Source organism: Nocardioides kongjuensis (assembly GCF_013409625.1).
In the GTDB taxonomy this organism is placed as follows: domain Bacteria; phylum Actinomycetota; class Actinomycetes; order Propionibacteriales; family Nocardioidaceae; genus Nocardioides; species Nocardioides kongjuensis.
Map to the genome: position 1 here is coordinate 3,686,644 of NZ_JACCBF010000001.1, position 15,454 is coordinate 3,702,097.

Consider the following 15,454-nt stretch of genomic DNA (forward strand, 5'->3'; position numbering starts at 1 on the left):
TCTCATTAGAGCATCGGCGCCGCGGGGATCGCAAGGGCGTACGTTCAGATCCCGGACTACCTGATGATCAGCTCCCGCGGCACCGCAGTGATGGGGGCGGGCCCGTTCGCGGTGACCTCCACGGTCTCCCCCAGCACCATCGAGAGGCCGGTCCGTCGGTCCAGCAGGATCATGTGGGTGAACACGGCCATCTGCTCCTGCAGCACCAGCGGAACACCTGCGGCGATCATCGGCGGCTCCATCCAGGTGGTCTCCCAGACGGCGCCCATCGAGTAGCCACAGGCCTTGAGCGCAGCATCCTCGAAGCCGTGCTCGGCGAAGGTGGCTCGGTGCACCTCGTACAGGTCGCCGAACGTGTTGCCCGGCCTGATCATCTCCTGCACGCGAGCGAGTGCGTCGACGCAAGCGGCATGCATCGCGAGATGGCGCGGATCGACCGAGGGACCGGTGAGGACGGAGAACATCGTCGTCGCGCAGTAGTGCCGATAGGCCACGCCTGGCTCGAAGAGGACCTGGTCGCTCTCGCCGACGTGACCACGGCCGGCCACGGGCCGCACCAGCAGCGCGCGAGGACCTGCCCCGAGCGGGAACCCGGCGAAGGCCTCCCCGTCGGAGGAGAAGACGGTCTGTTGGAAGGCAGCCATGATGTCGCCCTCGAACGCTCCCGGCTTGACGACGTCGATGGCGCTCGCCGAGGCCTGATGGAGGATCTCGCCGGCACGGCGAAGGTAGGCCAGCTCCTCCTGGCTCTTGACCCGGCGGATGTCGCGGACCAGGGCAGAGGTGTCGGTCGTCCGGCACCAGCCGGTCAAGGCGGCCTGCAGCTCGTGGTGGAGCGCGAGCGACATCCCGACGCTGTCGGTCTCGACCCCGACCACCCGTCCGGCCATCCCCAGACTGGCCAGCACGTCCTTAATGGCCTCGCCCTTCGAGCTGCCGTGGGCGTCGTCGAACACGAGGACGTTGCGGCACTGGGACGTGTAGGCGATGTTGCTGAGGTCGGCCGAACGCGACAGGTGCAGCAGCTGGCCATCGACGGTGAAGAAGAGGACGTGGAAGACCGATGCGGCTCCAGAGTCGAACCCGCACAGCCAGTATTGGTCCTCGAGGCGCGTGATCAGCAGACAGTCCACGCCGCGGGCGGCCATCGCGTCCTGGACAGCATGGCGCCGGCGAGCGAACTCTGCCGGTGAGAAATGGGCCTGCGCGGGCGAGCTGGTCGCGATGTCCTCGACGGGCCGGACGGAGGGTGATCTCACAGTGATTCCTTCGGGAGGGGGACGGATTGGGGGTGATGGGCTCAGGCGTGCCGGTTCATGCGCCTCTCGACGCCGATGCTGAGCCACGTGGTCGGGATCGAGATGGCGGCGTAGAGGAGGCCGGCCGCGACGAGCGCGTTGAGATAGCGGAAGTTGGAGGAGCCGATCGAGTACGCCTGGCTCATCAGCTCCGGCACCGCTACCGAGTAGGCCAGTGACGTCGCCTGGAAGAGCATCACCGCGAAGCCCATCAGCGACGGGAGCGCGATCCTCAGGCCCTGGGGTACGACGACGAAGCGGAGTGTGTCGCGGCGGTTCATCCCGAGCGCCTGACAGCCCTCGATCTCGCGGTTGGGTACGGCGGCAAGGCCGCTGCGGATGTACTCCGCGCCGTAGGCCGCGGTCGTCCAGCTGAGCGCCGTAATCGCCGACAGCACCGCCGGAAGGACGATCCCTGCATTCGGCAGGCCGAAGTAGGCCAGTTGCAGCAGGACCAGCGCGGGAGCGCCGCGTCCGACCTCGACGAAGACGACGGCACCGGCCTGCAGCCACCGCACTGACGACATCTGCGCCAGAGCGGCCGCCAGGGCGAGCGGCAGTCCGAGAGTCAGGCCACCGCCGGTCAACAGGGCGCTGACTTGTAGGCCGTCGAGCAGTCGCGGCAGGCTGGAGCCGAAATCCTCGATGAAGGAAGTCATCAACGGAGTGGTCACACCGCCACCGCCTCGTGCAGCCGGCGATGGAGTCTCCGGGACCCGGATGCGACCAGGATCGACAGCACGACGTACACGGCCCCGGCCAGCACGAACACGAAGATCCCCAGGTCCGAGGTCCGAGAGAGCTGTCCGGATCGGCTGACGATCTCAGCGACACCCACGATGGAGACGATCGAGGAGTCCTTGAGCAGCGCGATGGCGTAGTTGGTGTAGGCGGGCAGCGCGGTGCGCCAAGCCTGGGGGCCGATCACGTCGACCCAAGCCGCCCCCCGGCTCAGACCGAGTGCGGTTGCCGCCTCGGCCTGGCCGAAGTGGATCGACTTCAGCGATCCCCGGAAGATCTCGGCGAGATAGGCCGACGCCACGAGTCCGAGCGCGCCGATGCCCGCCGACAGCGGAGACAGTCGCACCGCGCCGACCGATACTCCGTAGAACAGGATGAAGAGCCACGCCACGGGCGGCACGCCGCGCACCAGGTCGACGATCACGCGGCACAGGAACCACACGGGGCCACGACGCAGCTCGAGGCCCAAGGTGAGGGGTAGGGCGAGCGCCGTGCCGATGAGGAGGGCACCGGCCGTGACGCCGAGCGTCATCGGCAGGCCGAGCAGGACGGTACGGAGAGCTTCCATGGCTAGCGGTCCAGGACTGCTTTGAGGAACCGCTGCGTGCGCGGGTGTTGGGGGTCGCTCATGATCTGGTGCGGGTCGCCGCACTCGATGATCTGCCCGTCCGCCATCACGACGAGCTGGTCCGAAACGTTCGCCGCGAATCGCATCTCGTGGGTGACGACCACCATCGTCATGCCTTCCGACGCCAGCTCGCGCATCACCTCGAGCACTTCGGCGCCCACCTCGGGATCCAGTGCCGAGGTCGGCTCGTCGAACAGCATCACCTCCGGCTCCAGCGCGAGCGCGCGGGCGATGGCGATCCGCTGCTGCTGCCCGCCCGAGCAGCGGTTCGGGTATTGCGATGACTTGTCCCGCAGACCCATCCGCTCGAGCAGGCGATGGGACACCTCGTCCGCCTCCGCCCTGCTGCGGCCGAGCACGCGCTGCTGAGGGAGCGACACGTTGCGCAGCACGCTCATGTGCGGGAAGAGGTTGAAGCTCTGGAAGACCATGCCAGCGCTGCGACGGAGCTCGGCCAGGTTGGCCGGCAGGATCCCCTTCTCCACGTCGATCGAGTGTCGACCGATCTGGATCAGACCCGAATCGGGCCGTTCCAGAAGGTTCAGACAGCGCAGCACCGTTGACTTGCCGGCGCCGCTGGGCCCGATCATCGCCGTGACCGAACCGGCCTCGACCCCCAGACTGACATCGCTGAGGACGACGTTCGTGCCGAAGGCCTTCGCGAGGCCGCGCACGCGCACCATGCTGGCGTCGGGTGCTCCTGTGGGGAGGATCACGGGGCCGGCTTGGGTCGACAGTGCGGGGTTGCTGGCGACGTTGACCATGGCTGAGACTCCTGTGCCGGTCGTAGGGATGGGAACACCGCGAGTCCGGATCGATCAGTTGAGGAGCCGCGGCTCGCCGACGTCGAGGATGTCGGTGGAGGCGCCGTACTTCTCGAGGATCTCGACCAACGTGCCGTCGGCCTGCCAGCCCTGGATCGCGTCGTTCAACGCGGTCTCCAGCGACGTGTTGCCGCGAGTGAATGGGAAGCCGATCTGTGCAGGCTCCTTGGTCGACGCGATGCGGTCGTCAGGCTCGAGAACCTCGATATTCAGATCCTTCTCGTCACCGAAGACGAACTTCGCCCCTCCGAAGGAGTCGAGCGCCACGTCGATGCGGCCAGCCTCGAGGTCGGCCTTCATCTCGACGTTCGACGGGTAGACCGAGAGGTCCGAGCCGAAGACCTTCTTCGCATCAGCGGTCCACAGGTAGCCGTCGACGGTGCCGACCTTGTGACCGTCGATCTGGTTCACGCTCGACAGGCCGTCCTCCGAGATGGCGCCGAGCCGATCAACGTAGACCGGGCCGGAGAGCCCGACGACCTCGGCGCGCTCGGCCGTGCGGTAGAAGCCGCCGATGGCGATATCTGCACGTCCGGAGTCGACGGCCGGGATCGCACCGGCGAAGTCGACCTTGACCACCTTGACCTCGAGGCAGTTCTGCTTGGCGAAGTCCTTGACCATGTCGGCCTCGGTGCCCTTGAAGGGACCGTCGCTGGTGACGGAGACAGGGAAGTAGTCGACCGCCGCGACCGCGAGGACGCCCTCCTTGACGGTGTCGACGTCGTGGGCCGGCGTGCAGTCGCTGGCCACCTTGTTGACGGTCTCGCTGCTGGTGCAGGCACTGAGCGTGAGGACAGTGGCCAGGACAGTGGTGCTGCCCGCCAGGGCTCGGCGGTGGTGTCGGTTCATGGGTAGCTCCTTGATGCGAAGGTGGGAGAGGAGTGCGGGGGCGGTCACGGACGATCCCCGCCGATGGGACCGTCGTTCGTTCGGAGCCAGTCGACGAGCTCGCACAGGCGCCCGACGATGTGGTCGTGGAACTGCTGGCCCTTCTCGGGCTGTACGCCGAGTGACGAGCTGAGGCTGCCGGTGGGGGCGAACCGACGCTGCTCGGCACTCGACCAGACGATGTCGACTCCGTCGGGGGCAGGGCCGAAGAGGTCGTCCCCGACGAATCCCCCAAAGATCTGGCCGAACGCCGCGCCCTCGGACGTGAGCCGGTCCATTCGGATCAGCCCCGGATGGCGGTAGGCGACCTGCGAGAGCTCCAGCTCCCCGCCGTGGTGCTCGTTGACCTCCTTGATGGTCGGTGCGACCGAGCGGGCGAGGTGGAGCGGATCGGCGACGGCGAAGACCACGTCGGGATGCGAGCTCTCGTGTAGTGCCCGCACCGCGGATCCGAGCGCGGGCAGGTTGGACCCCTTGTGTCCGTTGACGAGGACGATCTTGTCGAACCCGTGGGAGGCGAGGCTGCGGCACACGTCCGTGACGAGTGCCATCAGGGTCTCGGTCCGCAGGCTGATCGTGCCGGCGAAGGCCATGTGATGGGGCGAGTCACCGAACCACAGGGGCGGAGCGCAGAGCGCCCCCATCCGCTGGGCCACGTCCTCGACGATGCCGGTCGCAACGTAGGTGTCGACTCCCAGGACGCCGGCAGGTCCGTGCTGCTCGGTACTGCCACAGGGCACGAGTACGACGCGATCACTCTCGAGGTGCTGTTCGACCTCCTGCCAGGTGAGGTCCTGGAGCCACACGCTCGGTCCGTTGGGGTGGTTCATCGCTCGCTCCACTTCGTGCCGGTCTCAGACAGCAGTGCGGCGGAGGCGAGTGCTTCTGCGTGCGCGACGGCGCTGTCGATGATCGGGATGGGACTGTCATCCGGGCCGATCAGCAGGCCGATCTCGGTGCAGGCCAGCACCACTGCCTGCGCCCCACGGTCGGCGAGATCGCGGATCACCTCGACGTACTTCCTGCGCGACTCCTCGCGGACCACGCCCTGGGTCAACTCGTCCCAGATGATCCCGTCGACCACTTGGCGGGCATCGGGATCGGGCATCACGGTGTCGATCCCGCGCTCCTTGAGCCGGGACTCGTAGAACGACTCGTCCATGACCCACTGCGTGGCCAGGACGCCGAGGGTTCTCCATCCGTTCCGGCTCGCCTGCGCCGCCACGGCGTCACCGATGTGCAGGAGCGGGACGTCGATGGCGTCCTCCACCTGAGGGGCGACCTTGTGCATCAGGTTCGTGCAGATGGCCAGGATCTCGGCGCCACCCGCGACGCACCGCTGCGCGGCCTCGGCGAGCAGCTCGGCCGCGCGGTCCCAGTCCTCGCGCACCTGGCAGTCACGGATCTCGGCGAAGTTCACCGACTGCAGGGCGATGCTGGCCGATGCGTGCCCGCCGACCACCGTGGCCACGGCCTCGTTGATCATGCGGTAGTAGGTCACGGTCGAGTGCCAGCTCATCCCGCCGACCAGGCCGATCGTTCGGAGCCGCGGGGAGATCGTGTTCATGACCGCGACTATCGCGTGACCTGGACCACCCCCGGTAGACACCAATTTCTGACCGGGCCCATTAGTTGAAGTGATGGCTTGAAGGTCGATCATCGGGCGCGGGGCGCGCCCGGGCGCAAGGGCTCACGGAGCGCGAGAGAGGTCGCTGCCTTCAACTGTTCTAGGAGTGCTCGGGTGGCCGGGACCTGCTCTGCACCCGGACGGTAGACGGCAGAGACGGTTCGCTCGCCGAAGTCACCGGCCAGGCGGGCCTCGACGCTTGGATGGCGGAAGGTGGTCAGGGCGAGCCGAGGTAGCACGGCCACGCCCAGACCGTGAGCAACCAGCGACTGGAGCACCACGTAGTCATCGCTCTCGTGCATTACGCGGGGCACGAAGCCGGCGGACCGGCACCGTTCGACCAGGTGCTGGCGACAGTCCTGGCACCCTGCGATCCAGTCCTGTTCAGACAGCCACTCCTGGGCGATCGGCCTGTCGTCGGGGGCGCTTTCCTGCGAATGGACCAGGAACATCGACTCCACCCCGAGCGACTCCGACTCGAGAGCCAGCTCGTCGGCCGGTACGTCGTCGTAGTCGAAGACGATGGCGATCTCCGCCTCGCCCGCCTGGATCGCCGCCTTGGCAGCAGGGGGCTCTGCCTCGACGAAGCGGACCTCGATCCCCGGCGCGCGTCGACGCAGCCGTTGGATCGCCACCGGCACCACACTCGAGGCCGCGGACGGGAAGGCGATGAGCCGTACCTTGCCGGCATGGAGGTTGGCCAGGGAGGCGAGCTCCTCGGTCGCCATGCTCAGCTCACCCGAGATCGCGTCGGCACGCCGCAGAAGCAGGACTCCCGCCTCGGTGAGATCGATCCCACGGGTGCTTCGCACCAGGAGTGGACTGCCGGCCTCGCGCTCCAGCAGCCGGAGCTGCTGACTCACCGCGGACTGGGTCAGCCGCAGCTGGCGTGCGGCGGAACTCATGGAGCCACACCGTGCGACCGTTCGGAACAGGAGAATCCTCTTCGCGTCCACGGTGCGCCCCTTCCTCACACGGCGTCGGATCTCCCGGTGGCCGCCACAGGCAGCGTCAGACAGCCACGGCCGTCCGACGAGCTAGGTTCTCCAGCGCTGCGTCCTTCCACTTCTTCGACTCCTGCATCGCTGCCACGACCCGCGGGTCGTCCAACCTCTCGCCCAAACCCCGGACCGGGTTCAGCCGGGTCTGCTGGGACCAGGTGCGGACCTCGGGCACGCCGTTGCGCCGAGAGGCGCTCTCCAGGTAGGTGCTCGTGAACGACATCAGGTCGTCGATGTGGCCGGTGTAGACCACCGGAAGCGACAGGTGCTCCTTGACCGCATCGTCATCGAGAACCGCCTCGACCACCCCGAGCGTCGCTGCGCTCAAACAGGCGAACCCGGGCGTCACGTACTGCAGCGTGATGCGTCCGCTCTCAAAAACCGGCCGCGGCTCGATCGTGCGCAGCCCGGTGGCAGTGCAGTCCACGTAGACCTGGTCGAGGGGCTGGTCGACGTGCTGACCGTTCTCGAAGTCCATCCGGCCACGCGCCACGCGGCGGACTCGGCCGGCACGGACGACGTTGCGGATGCTCCGCAGCCCCTCGACCTCGGCGGGACTGATCGTGGCACCCCGGTAGGCGGTGGGTGGGACATCCTGGTCGAGACGGAGGAAGAGGCCAGCCTCCTCGAGCCGGAGGGCCATCTCAGCGCCACTACTGGACTCCGCCGCGGCCCGCATCCAGGTCCCGCCGTAGCGGACCTGGGTGTGCACGAGGTCGAGCGGCTGGGTCCACTCCCGGTTGACCGACCACACGTCGCGTGAGCGGACCCAGGTGATGGCGTTCGGATCGACCCCGTGCTCGAGCAGCCACGTGCACACGTCCATGGCGGTCTTCCCGGCCCCGAGGACCGTGAAGCCCGCAGCTGCGGAGCCGAGGTTGACCAGGTCGTTGGGAGGGACGACGAGGACACCGGCCTCGACCTCGTACGGCGGGCGCCGGGTCGCCGGAATCTCGGGCTCAATGTAGGTGGCATCCACCAAGCGCTTTCGGACCTTGACCTGCACCTCCTCCCCGGTGAGCAGCGACACGACCCGGTGATCGCCCGGCGCCACCTCCCGGTACTCCGACATGCCCATGAACCGCACCTGGCCGGAGGGCAGCAGCACCCGGTCCATGACCTCGGAGAAGTAGCTGCAGATCTCCGATGCGGACGACAGCTCATACATCCCGGCGTTCACTCCGGCCGTGTCGATCCGGTCGCCACCGAGCATGGTGGACGAGACCCCGTAGGCCGCCGCCGGTTGGTGGAGTCGAACGAATGGGTAGGCGTCATGCCAGTGCCCGCCGGGCTTGTGCCGACGATCGACCATGATCACGTCGGCGTCCGAGTGCTCGATGAGGGCGTCGACGAACGCCATGCCGGAGGCTCCGGCTCCCACGACGAGGTAGTCGGTCTCAAGCTGCATGTTGGATCTATCCGTTCTGAAGTGACAGGTGGTGACGCTGGCCCGGCGGGACCTACGCGACAGGACTCGAAGGCTGCTCCGGAGCCTGAGCAACGTCGAACCGCCGCGAGCGCCGCCGCACCAGTGCGCCGATCACGAAGCAAAGCGGCGCGGCTCCGATCATGAGCGCGTTGGGGAGCGTGTCGGTGTAGCCGCTGAGATAGCTGAAGTTGGAGATCATCAGGTACAGCGCTACGGCGAGGCCGACGAGACCCAGCGCGGGCGCCACCAGGACACGCAGGGCGCTGTGGCCGCGACGGTCCCGGAGGAAGTAGGCCACGACCGCGAGCGCGCAGACGGCCTGAGCCGCCACGACGCCAATCACCCCGGAGGCGTAGAGCCATGTCCCGAGCTCGAGATAGGGATCCAGGCCGGCGATCATCGCGGCGATCACGACCACGTAGGTAATCGCGGTCAGGACCAGGCTCGCGATGTGCGGCGACGACATCCGCGCATGGGTACGCCCGAGGGCACGCGGCAGCATGCCGTCGCGACCCAAGGAGAACATGTAACGGGTGCACGCGTTGTGGAACGCGATGACCGTCGCCAGGAAGCTCGTCACGATGAGGATGCGCAGTGCGGTCACGAGGCCACCGCCGACGTACTGATCGGCCTGAACGAAGACCATATTCAGGAAATCATCGCCCTGCGCCGCCGCCAGGGCGCTGTCGACCCCGTAGCCGTAGACCACCACCCAGAAGCTGAGCGTGTAGAACAGCGCCAGGAATCCGACCGCGAGATAGGTCGCGCGCGGCACCGAGCGCGCGGGGCTCTTCGCCTCCTCCGCGTAGATGGCGGTCCCCTCGAAGCCGATGAAGGCGCCGAAAGCGAGGAGGAAGAGGGTTCCGGATCCGTCGGCGAAGAAAACGTTGTCGACCGACAGCGGCGCGGCCGAGGGGCTCTCGGCGCCGCCCTGGAAGAGGACCGCCACGAGCAGGACCACGATGACGCCGATCTCGAGGGTCAGCAGCACGCCCAGCACCGTCGCGCCCACGTCGATCTGGCCATAGCCGACGATGCCGACGATCGCGGCGAACAGGAGCGACCAAACCTGCCAGGGCAGGTCGAGGTGCAGGACGTCGGTGGCCGACTGGTCGGCGAAGACGCCGAGGTAGCCGATGAAGCCGATGACGCACAAGCCGTAGGCCACCATCGTCATCAGCGCGGTGCCCGCACCGGGGCGCGGACCCAGCCCCTCGCCGACGTACGCGTAGAACGCGCCGGCGTCCCGGACGTACTTCGACATCGCGGTGAAGCCGCAGGCGAACAGGATCAGCACCCCTCCGGTCGCCAGCATGGCGCCGGGTGCGCCGATCCCGCCGAAGCGGAGCGAGAAGGGACCCGTGCTGAGCACGACGGTCAGCGGCGACGCGGCCGCGATGACGAAGAAGACGATCTGGAGTGTCCCGAGCCGCCCCCCGGCCAAGCGACCATCCGCGATGTCGGCGCTCTGCTGCGCCGCATCGTCGTTGACGGATCCGGTTGTCATGAGAACTCCTTGAGCGCCAGCAGGAACGTGATCCGTGACTCGTGCCACAGTTGACGATGATGGTGAGCCCCCCGGAATGGGGCGGGCCATGGGGAAGTCCCAGACTTTTCCGCGATTGCTCGCGATTCCCCCGAGGATTGCGGATCGTCGCAGACCTGCCTCCTGATCTTGTCGGGTTGACCGTCGCGCTTGAGTCCATCGCCCACGTAGGGTCGCCCGACAGTGAGCGCCGTGCGTCAGGACACGGGCAGCGGTGATGCGGCTCGGACGCCCGAGTGGAGGTGCTGAAGGATGTCTCCAGTGACGGAGGTCGCCGGGTACGACGAGGTCTCCACCGCGGTCCGCCTGCTCGGCGACCGGTGGTCGCTCCTCATCGTGCGCGAGATGTGGGCCGGCAACAATCGGTTCACAGAGATCGTCGAGGCCCTCCCCGGTCTGTCGAGAAGTCTCCTCTCGAGTCGCCTGCGCTATCTCGAGCGCCACGGCATCGTCGAACGACGCGACTCGGCCGACGAGGACCGCCGACGCAAGCAGCACTACGCGCTGACCGAGATCGGTGCGGGCCTGGCTCCGTCCCTGCGAGCCCTGGGAGAGTGGGCGACCACCTGGGACGCGCACTTCCGCGGTGACGACGCACAGCTCGCCTTGGACGTCGTGGATGCGATGAAGGAGAACATCGAGGTCACCGCCCTGCCCAGCGACCGGATGATCATCCAGCTCTTCCTCGCCGACACGGCCGAGGGCGCGGCCTACCTCCGCGCGAGCAGAGGTCTCATCCGCGGCCGACTGGGCCATGCCGAAGAGAACCCCGACCTGGTGGTCAGGACGACCCCGGCGACGCTGAGCGCCCTCCATTGGGGCCACATCAGCTGTGCCCAGGCCATCTCGCGACGCGACATCGTCTTCGAGGGTCCTACGGCGAACATCCGGGCCTTCCCGGACTGGTTCCCGAACCGGCCGGCACTCACGGCACACCGGCGGGATGCCTGAACCGAGGAATGCGCAGGTGCCCGCGGGTATGGCCCACGGACACCTGCTCACGGCGAACCCACGCCGCTGGTTCACACGGGCTGGGCCTGCACTTCCCTGATGGTGCTGAGGATCCGACCGCGCAGATCGGCGAAGACGCTCACCTCACGGGTGTGGATCTGGTCGCGCTCCGCGCCAAGTGGGACGTCGACGACCTCGACCAGCCGCGCCGGGTTCTTCGACAGGACGGCGATCCGGTCGGAGAGGTAGACCGCTTCGTCGATGTCGTGGGTAACCAGGACGATCGTCATCCGGTGGTCCTGCTGGAGACGGCGGGTGAGGTCCTCAAGATCCATCCGGGTCTGCGCGTCCACCGAGGCGAAGGGCTCGTCCATGACGAGGACCTCCGGCTCGGTCACCAGGGCCCGCGCGATCGCCACGCGCTGCTGCATGCCGCCCGAGAGCTGCCATGGGTACTTGGCCTCGACTCCTGACAGGCCGACCTCGGCCAGCACCTTCGCGACGCGGCTCGTGCGCTCGGCGCGGGGGACGCCGCGCGCACGCAGAGGGAGCGCGACGTTCTTCCCGATCGAGGCCCACGGCATCAGCGAGCGGGTGTACTCCTGGAACACCAGGGACATCTTCGGGCTCGGCTCCGAGAGCGGTATGCCGTCGAGGGTCACCTGGCCATCGGTGGGGCGCATCAGCCCGGTCAGGCAACGCAGCAGGGTGGTCTTGCCGGCGCCCGAGGGTCCGACGATCGAGAAGAACTCGCCTGCGCCGACGGTGAGGCTGATCCCGTCCAGGACGGGCGTCGACCCGTCGTACGTCTTCGAGAGGTCGGTCAGCGCGAGCCGAGGCTGGGAGGTGTCTGACATGGGGTTCCTTAGGAAGAGGCGCGCGAGACGCGCATGCCGGTGTGCCAGGAGAGAACACGGTTGCGAATGGCCACGAACACGGCGTTCGCTGTGAAGCCGAGAAGGGCGAGCAGCAGGGTGCCGGCCCACATCGTCACCGAGTCGAAGGTGACCTGCGCCTGCATCGTTAGATACCCGATGCCACGGTAGGCGGCGAGCATCTCACTGGCGACCATGAGGACGAAGGCGGCCTGCAGTCCGATCTGGATCCCGCCGAGGATCGCGGGAGAGCCCGCGCGCAGATAGATGTCGACCATGGTCTTGAGCGGTCCGAGCCTCATCGCTCGGACCGCGTCGACGAGGGTCGGGTCGGCCTGCCTCATGCCGTCGGCGGTCGCCACGCAGACCGGGAAGAAGCTGCCGACCGCGATGATCGTGACCTTGGCGGAGTCCTCGATCCCCAGGATCAGCACCAGCGGTGGGATCAGCATGATCGGAGGAACCGATCGCCAGAAGTCGAGGAGCGGGCCGAACATCTCCCCCATCCATCGGATCCTGCCGAGGATCGCTCCGCAGGGAATGCCAGCGATGACCGCCAGGAGGAGGCCCAGGCCGAGATTCTTCAGGCTCGGCAGGACGTCGCTGGCAACGAGGTCGAACAGCCACAGCTCACGGAAGCGCGTCAGGATGACGTCCAGAGGGGGGAAGTACGGGCTGGCCGCGTTCGCCGACCACAGGGCGTAGGACACGACGATCGCAACCGGAACCACCAGGCCCAGTGCGACGCGGGAGCGGAGGGACATCTCACCGACCCCCTCGGTGCTGGCGCAGGAGTGCCTCACCGGCGGTGAGGATCGAGTTGAAGGTCAGCCCGAGGAGGCCGGACCACAGCACGAGACCGAAGACACGGGCCGGATCGCCGGTCTGCTGGGCGACCAGGATCAGCTGGCCGAGGCCGGGTGCTCCGCCGAGGATGCCGGCACCGATGACGAGCATCAGGATGAAGGCGGCCGAGATGCGGATCCCGGTCGCGAAGTAGGGCACGGCGCTCGGCAGCACGATCGTCGACAGGGTCAGCCGCCGGGGCAGGCACATCGCCCGGCTGGTCTCCAGAATCACCGGGTCGATGTCACGCACACCGACCTGTGCCTGCACGAGCACCGCCCAGACGCCACCCAGGAAGCCCATCGCGATGCCGAGCTCCGGGGCCGGTCCCAGCACCATCAGCAGCAGGGGCAGCCAGACCACGGCCGGGATCGGACGAAGGACCTGCGAGATCGGGTCCAGCAGGGCGCTCACGACCGGCGAGAATCCCATGGCCACGCCCGCCGCGATGCCGGCAACCACGGCGAAGGCGAGCGCGATCGCGACCAGCCACAGCGTCGTACCGAGGCTGGACCACAGCTGCGAGCTGCCGGCGAGCTCGAGCGTCGAGGAGAGTGTCTGGGACGCCGTGGGCAGCCCGTCGGTGTCGGCCATCGGTCCGGTCGTCGTCATCCACTGCCAGAGCCCGAGCCAGACGACGAACCCGGCGGCTGCCAGCCCGACCTGGCGGAGCTTGACGCCACCGGTCGGGCGCCACAGCAGCGTGCTCGTCGCCTCGCTCATCCAGCCTGTCCTTCGAGGACGGGCGCGGCCATCAGGTCCTCGGCCGTGCGCTTCTTCTTGAGCTGGCCGAACTCGAGCATGACGTCCTGGACCCGGTCGAGGCTCTGGAAGTCCGGCTTCTCGAAGAACCACGACACCTTCTGCGCTGCGTACGTCGCCGGGTCCACGCCCTGCTCGCGGGCGATCGCCATACGGACCTCGTCCGGGTGCTCGTTGGCGTAGCGATCGGACTCGGCGATGGCGCAGGCGAAGCGGGCCACGACGTCGGGCTTCGCGTCGATGAACTTGTTGCTCGCCGCCATGTAGGACATCGCGCCGTCGTGGAAGACGTCGACCTCCAGCCAGGAGAGGTTGCGCAGGCCCTTCTTCTCGAAGCCGGACATCAGCGGCTCGAAGCTGTAGGCCGCGTCCACCTTGCCCGCCTGGAGCGCGGGGTAGGCGTCGACCGCTGGCATCAGCACGTAGTTGACCTTGTCGGGGTCGCCGCCGTCGTGCTTGATGACCCACTGGACCATGAGCTTGGTGAACGCCGGGTCCTGGACGGCGACGGTCTTGCCCTCGAGATCCTTCGGAGAATCGATGCCGCTGTCGTCGTGCACCAGCAGGCCGTTGATGCCGGTCGTGTAGCCCTCCTCGCCGGCCTGCATCTTCTCGTAGTAACCCGGCTCGATGCCCGCGAACTGAGCCACCCCACGGATCGCCTGGCCCTGGTCGATCGCGCTGAGCATGCTCGCCGTCGCGACGAAGGCGAAGTCGACATTGCCGCCCACGAGCGAGGCGATCGCACCCTGGGCGTTGGGGACCAGCTCGATCTCGGGATCGAGTCCGTGCTTCTCGAAGAAGCCCTGGTCCAGGCCGGCATAAAGGGCGCCGTTGGTCAGGATCGGCAGCCCGGCGACACTGACCTTGGTCGTCGAGTCGGCGTCCGGCTTGCTGCAGTCGTACGTCGACGACGCGGTGCCGCCGCTCGACCCACTCCCGCCGCTGCATCCGCTGAGGGCAGCGGCGGCGAGGCAGGACGCAAGGAGGGCGGATGTCAGCTTCAAGTTCATGCGAGGCTCCTCAAGCAGGGGGAGATCCGGGGAGGGAAGGGATGGATCCCGAGATGGTCGTGCCGGCTCGTCCTCTTGGAGCTCACGCGTCGGCCGAGGTGGCGGTCGGATCGAAGACCTCGACGACCTTGCCGTAGTTCGTCATCGGCACGCCCAGGCTGCGGCCGAGCCGGTAGGGCTCGAGGAACATCGTGCGCCACTCGGTCGGCTTGCCCGCGAGGAAGTCGTACATGAGCGAGGTCTTGTAGTTCGGGTCGATGCTTCGCGCGAGCTTCAGATTCTCCGCGAGGACGTCGAAGTCGGCCGGGAACGGGCAGCCGGCCGCCTCGGCCACGGCGATGATCTCGCGGGTGAGCGTCTGGCTGAACTCGAACTTGACCGGGTCGTCGAGGATCTCGGCGTTGCTGGCTCGGAAGTAGACCATGCCGGCCGACCCGACCGAGACCCGTGCGAACTTCAACAGGGCTGCCTGCAGCATGTCCTCGGCGATCTCCGCCGTGGCCCCCATGTCCTCCAGGTCCTGTCGGATCGCCGGCGCCAGCTCGATCGCAGGACCCCCGGGACGAGCACCGAGGACGATGCGGAAGAACGCCTCCTTGTGCTTGCACCTGCCCGGCGCGACGAGCTCGCACGCGACGTATGCGACGCCCTGGGCGACCGTGGCCGGCTGCGTCATCGCGTCAGCGATCTCGTTGCCGATCGTCAGTGCGTTCATCAAGGGCAGGATCACGGTCTCCGGGGTTGAGATCCGGTCCAGGAGCGGGTAGATCGACTCCAGGGAGTAGGCCTTGGTCGCGATGATCACGACGTCCGGCTTCTCGTCGTACTCCTCCTCGCTGGCCACGGCGACGGGGACCTGGTCGGTCTTGTCGTCGGGGGCGTAGTGGACCTCGAGCGCACCGTTGGCGCGGATCGTCTCCAGGTGCTTGCCGCGGGTGAGCAGAGTGACGTCCTTGCCGGCACGCGCCATGTAGGCCGCGATCACCGATCCCATGGCGCCACCGCCAACAACCAGGTACTTCACG

The 15,454-nt window shown here is 67.7% G+C and carries 16 protein-coding genes; 1 reads left to right on the top strand and 15 read right to left on the bottom strand.

Annotation, left to right across the window (positions count from 1 at the left end; all coding sequences use genetic code 11):
• Positions 1–56 precede the first annotated feature (56 nt).
• The 10 genes from BJ958_RS17725 to BJ958_RS17770 form a co-directional block, all read right to left on the bottom strand.
• Complete coding sequence (locus tag BJ958_RS17725; protein WP_218865839.1) at positions 57–1,346, bottom strand: M24 family metallopeptidase; 1,290 nt, start codon at positions 1,344–1,346, stop codon at positions 57–59.
• Complete coding sequence (locus tag BJ958_RS17730; RefSeq protein WP_179728227.1) at positions 1,301–1,957, bottom strand: amino acid ABC transporter permease; 657 nt, start codon at positions 1,955–1,957, stop codon at positions 1,301–1,303. Before BJ958_RS17730 ends, BJ958_RS17725 begins: the two co-directional genes overlap by 46 nt.
• An 11-nt stretch (positions 1,958–1,968) precedes the next feature.
• Positions 1,969–2,607, bottom strand: a complete 639-nt coding sequence (locus BJ958_RS17735) for an amino acid ABC transporter permease (RefSeq protein WP_281367190.1) — start codon at positions 2,605–2,607, stop codon at positions 1,969–1,971.
• Positions 2,608–2,609: 2 nt separating this feature from the next.
• Positions 2,610–3,431, bottom strand: coding sequence for an amino acid ABC transporter ATP-binding protein (locus tag BJ958_RS17740; protein ID WP_281367191.1), 822 nt, complete (start codon positions 3,429–3,431; stop codon positions 2,610–2,612).
• A 54-nt stretch (positions 3,432–3,485) separates the two neighbouring features.
• On the bottom strand, positions 3,486–4,340 hold the full coding sequence (locus tag BJ958_RS17745; protein ID WP_179728229.1) for a substrate-binding periplasmic protein: 855 nt from the start codon (positions 4,338–4,340) through the stop codon (positions 3,486–3,488).
• A 44-nt stretch (positions 4,341–4,384) separates the two neighbouring features.
• Positions 4,385–5,209: a creatininase family protein gene (locus BJ958_RS17750; RefSeq protein ID WP_179728230.1), complete on the bottom strand. Its 825-nt coding sequence runs from the start codon at positions 5,207–5,209 to the stop codon at positions 4,385–4,387.
• On the bottom strand, positions 5,206–5,946 hold the full coding sequence (locus tag BJ958_RS17755) for an aspartate/glutamate racemase family protein (RefSeq protein WP_179728231.1): 741 nt from the start codon (positions 5,944–5,946) through the stop codon (positions 5,206–5,208). The genes BJ958_RS17750 and BJ958_RS17755 overlap by 4 nt, the downstream gene beginning before the upstream one ends.
• An 89-nt stretch (positions 5,947–6,035) precedes the next feature.
• Complete coding sequence (locus BJ958_RS17760; protein ID WP_343052725.1) at positions 6,036–6,980, bottom strand: LysR family transcriptional regulator; 945 nt, start codon at positions 6,978–6,980, stop codon at positions 6,036–6,038.
• 37 nt (positions 6,981–7,017) lie between these two features.
• Positions 7,018–8,415 (bottom strand): NAD(P)-binding protein, encoded by a 1,398-nt coding sequence (locus tag BJ958_RS17765; RefSeq protein WP_179728233.1) that lies wholly within the window; start codon positions 8,413–8,415, stop codon positions 7,018–7,020.
• 52 nt (positions 8,416–8,467) lie between these two features.
• On the bottom strand, positions 8,468–9,943 hold the full coding sequence (locus BJ958_RS17770; RefSeq protein WP_179728234.1) for an APC family permease: 1,476 nt from the start codon (positions 9,941–9,943) through the stop codon (positions 8,468–8,470).
• A 300-nt stretch (positions 9,944–10,243) separates the two neighbouring features.
• Here BJ958_RS17770 and BJ958_RS17775 point away from each other — a divergent pair, with 300 nt between their 5' ends.
• A complete protein-coding gene (locus BJ958_RS17775; protein ID WP_179728235.1) occupies positions 10,244–10,933 on the top strand; it encodes a winged helix-turn-helix transcriptional regulator in 690 nt (229 codons plus the stop codon).
• Positions 10,934–11,004: 71 nt separating this feature from the next.
• Here BJ958_RS17775 and BJ958_RS17780 read toward each other — a convergent pair whose 3' ends face one another.
• The 5 genes from BJ958_RS17780 to BJ958_RS17800 form a co-directional block, all read right to left on the bottom strand.
• Positions 11,005–11,790 (bottom strand): ABC transporter ATP-binding protein, encoded by a 786-nt coding sequence (locus tag BJ958_RS17780; protein WP_179728236.1) that lies wholly within the window; start codon positions 11,788–11,790, stop codon positions 11,005–11,007.
• 8 nt (positions 11,791–11,798) lie between these two features.
• On the bottom strand, positions 11,799–12,572 hold the full coding sequence (locus tag BJ958_RS17785) for an ABC transporter permease (protein ID WP_179728237.1): 774 nt from the start codon (positions 12,570–12,572) through the stop codon (positions 11,799–11,801).
• A gap of 1 nt (position 12,573) precedes the next feature.
• A complete protein-coding gene (locus BJ958_RS17790; RefSeq protein ID WP_179728238.1) occupies positions 12,574–13,377 on the bottom strand; it encodes an ABC transporter permease in 804 nt (267 codons plus the stop codon).
• Positions 13,374–14,429, bottom strand: coding sequence for an ABC transporter substrate-binding protein (locus BJ958_RS17795; protein WP_179728239.1), 1,056 nt, complete (start codon positions 14,427–14,429; stop codon positions 13,374–13,376). Before BJ958_RS17795 ends, BJ958_RS17790 begins: the two co-directional genes overlap by 4 nt.
• Positions 14,430–14,511: 82 nt before the next feature.
• Entirely contained in the window at positions 14,512–15,453 is a 942-nt protein-coding gene (locus BJ958_RS17800) for a 2-dehydropantoate 2-reductase (protein WP_179728240.1), read from the bottom strand.
• Position 15,454: the final 1 nt, after the last annotated feature.

What these genes read in the sequence shown, in the direction of transcription:
- BJ958_RS17730 (WP_179728227.1), bottom strand. Translation starts at nt 1,957, where the DNA reads ATGACTTCCTTCATCGAGGATTTCGGCTCCAGCCTGCCGCGACTGCTC.
- BJ958_RS17735 (WP_281367190.1), bottom strand. Translation starts at nt 2,607, where the DNA reads ATGGAAGCTCTCCGTACCGTCCTGCTCGGCCTGCCGATGACGCTCGGC.
- BJ958_RS17740 (WP_281367191.1), bottom strand. Translation starts at nt 3,431, where the DNA reads ATGGTCAACGTCGCCAGCAACCCCGCACTGTCGACCCAAGCCGGCCCC.
- BJ958_RS17745 (WP_179728229.1), bottom strand. Translation starts at nt 4,340, where the DNA reads ATGAACCGACACCACCGCCGAGCCCTGGCGGGCAGCACCACTGTCCTG.
- BJ958_RS17750 (WP_179728230.1), bottom strand. Translation starts at nt 5,209, where the DNA reads ATGAACCACCCCAACGGACCGAGCGTGTGGCTCCAGGACCTCACCTGG.
- BJ958_RS17755 (WP_179728231.1), bottom strand. Translation starts at nt 5,946, where the DNA reads ATGAACACGATCTCCCCGCGGCTCCGAACGATCGGCCTGGTCGGCGGG.
- BJ958_RS17765 (WP_179728233.1), bottom strand. Translation starts at nt 8,415, where the DNA reads ATGCAGCTTGAGACCGACTACCTCGTCGTGGGAGCCGGAGCCTCCGGC.
- BJ958_RS17770 (WP_179728234.1), bottom strand. Translation starts at nt 9,943, where the DNA reads ATGACAACCGGATCCGTCAACGACGATGCGGCGCAGCAGAGCGCCGAC.
- BJ958_RS17780 (WP_179728236.1), bottom strand. Translation starts at nt 11,790, where the DNA reads ATGTCAGACACCTCCCAGCCTCGGCTCGCGCTGACCGACCTCTCGAAG.
- BJ958_RS17785 (WP_179728237.1), bottom strand. Translation starts at nt 12,572, where the DNA reads ATGTCCCTCCGCTCCCGCGTCGCACTGGGCCTGGTGGTTCCGGTTGCG.
- BJ958_RS17790 (WP_179728238.1), bottom strand. Translation starts at nt 13,377, where the DNA reads ATGAGCGAGGCGACGAGCACGCTGCTGTGGCGCCCGACCGGTGGCGTC.
- BJ958_RS17795 (WP_179728239.1), bottom strand. Translation starts at nt 14,429, where the DNA reads ATGAACTTGAAGCTGACATCCGCCCTCCTTGCGTCCTGCCTCGCCGCC.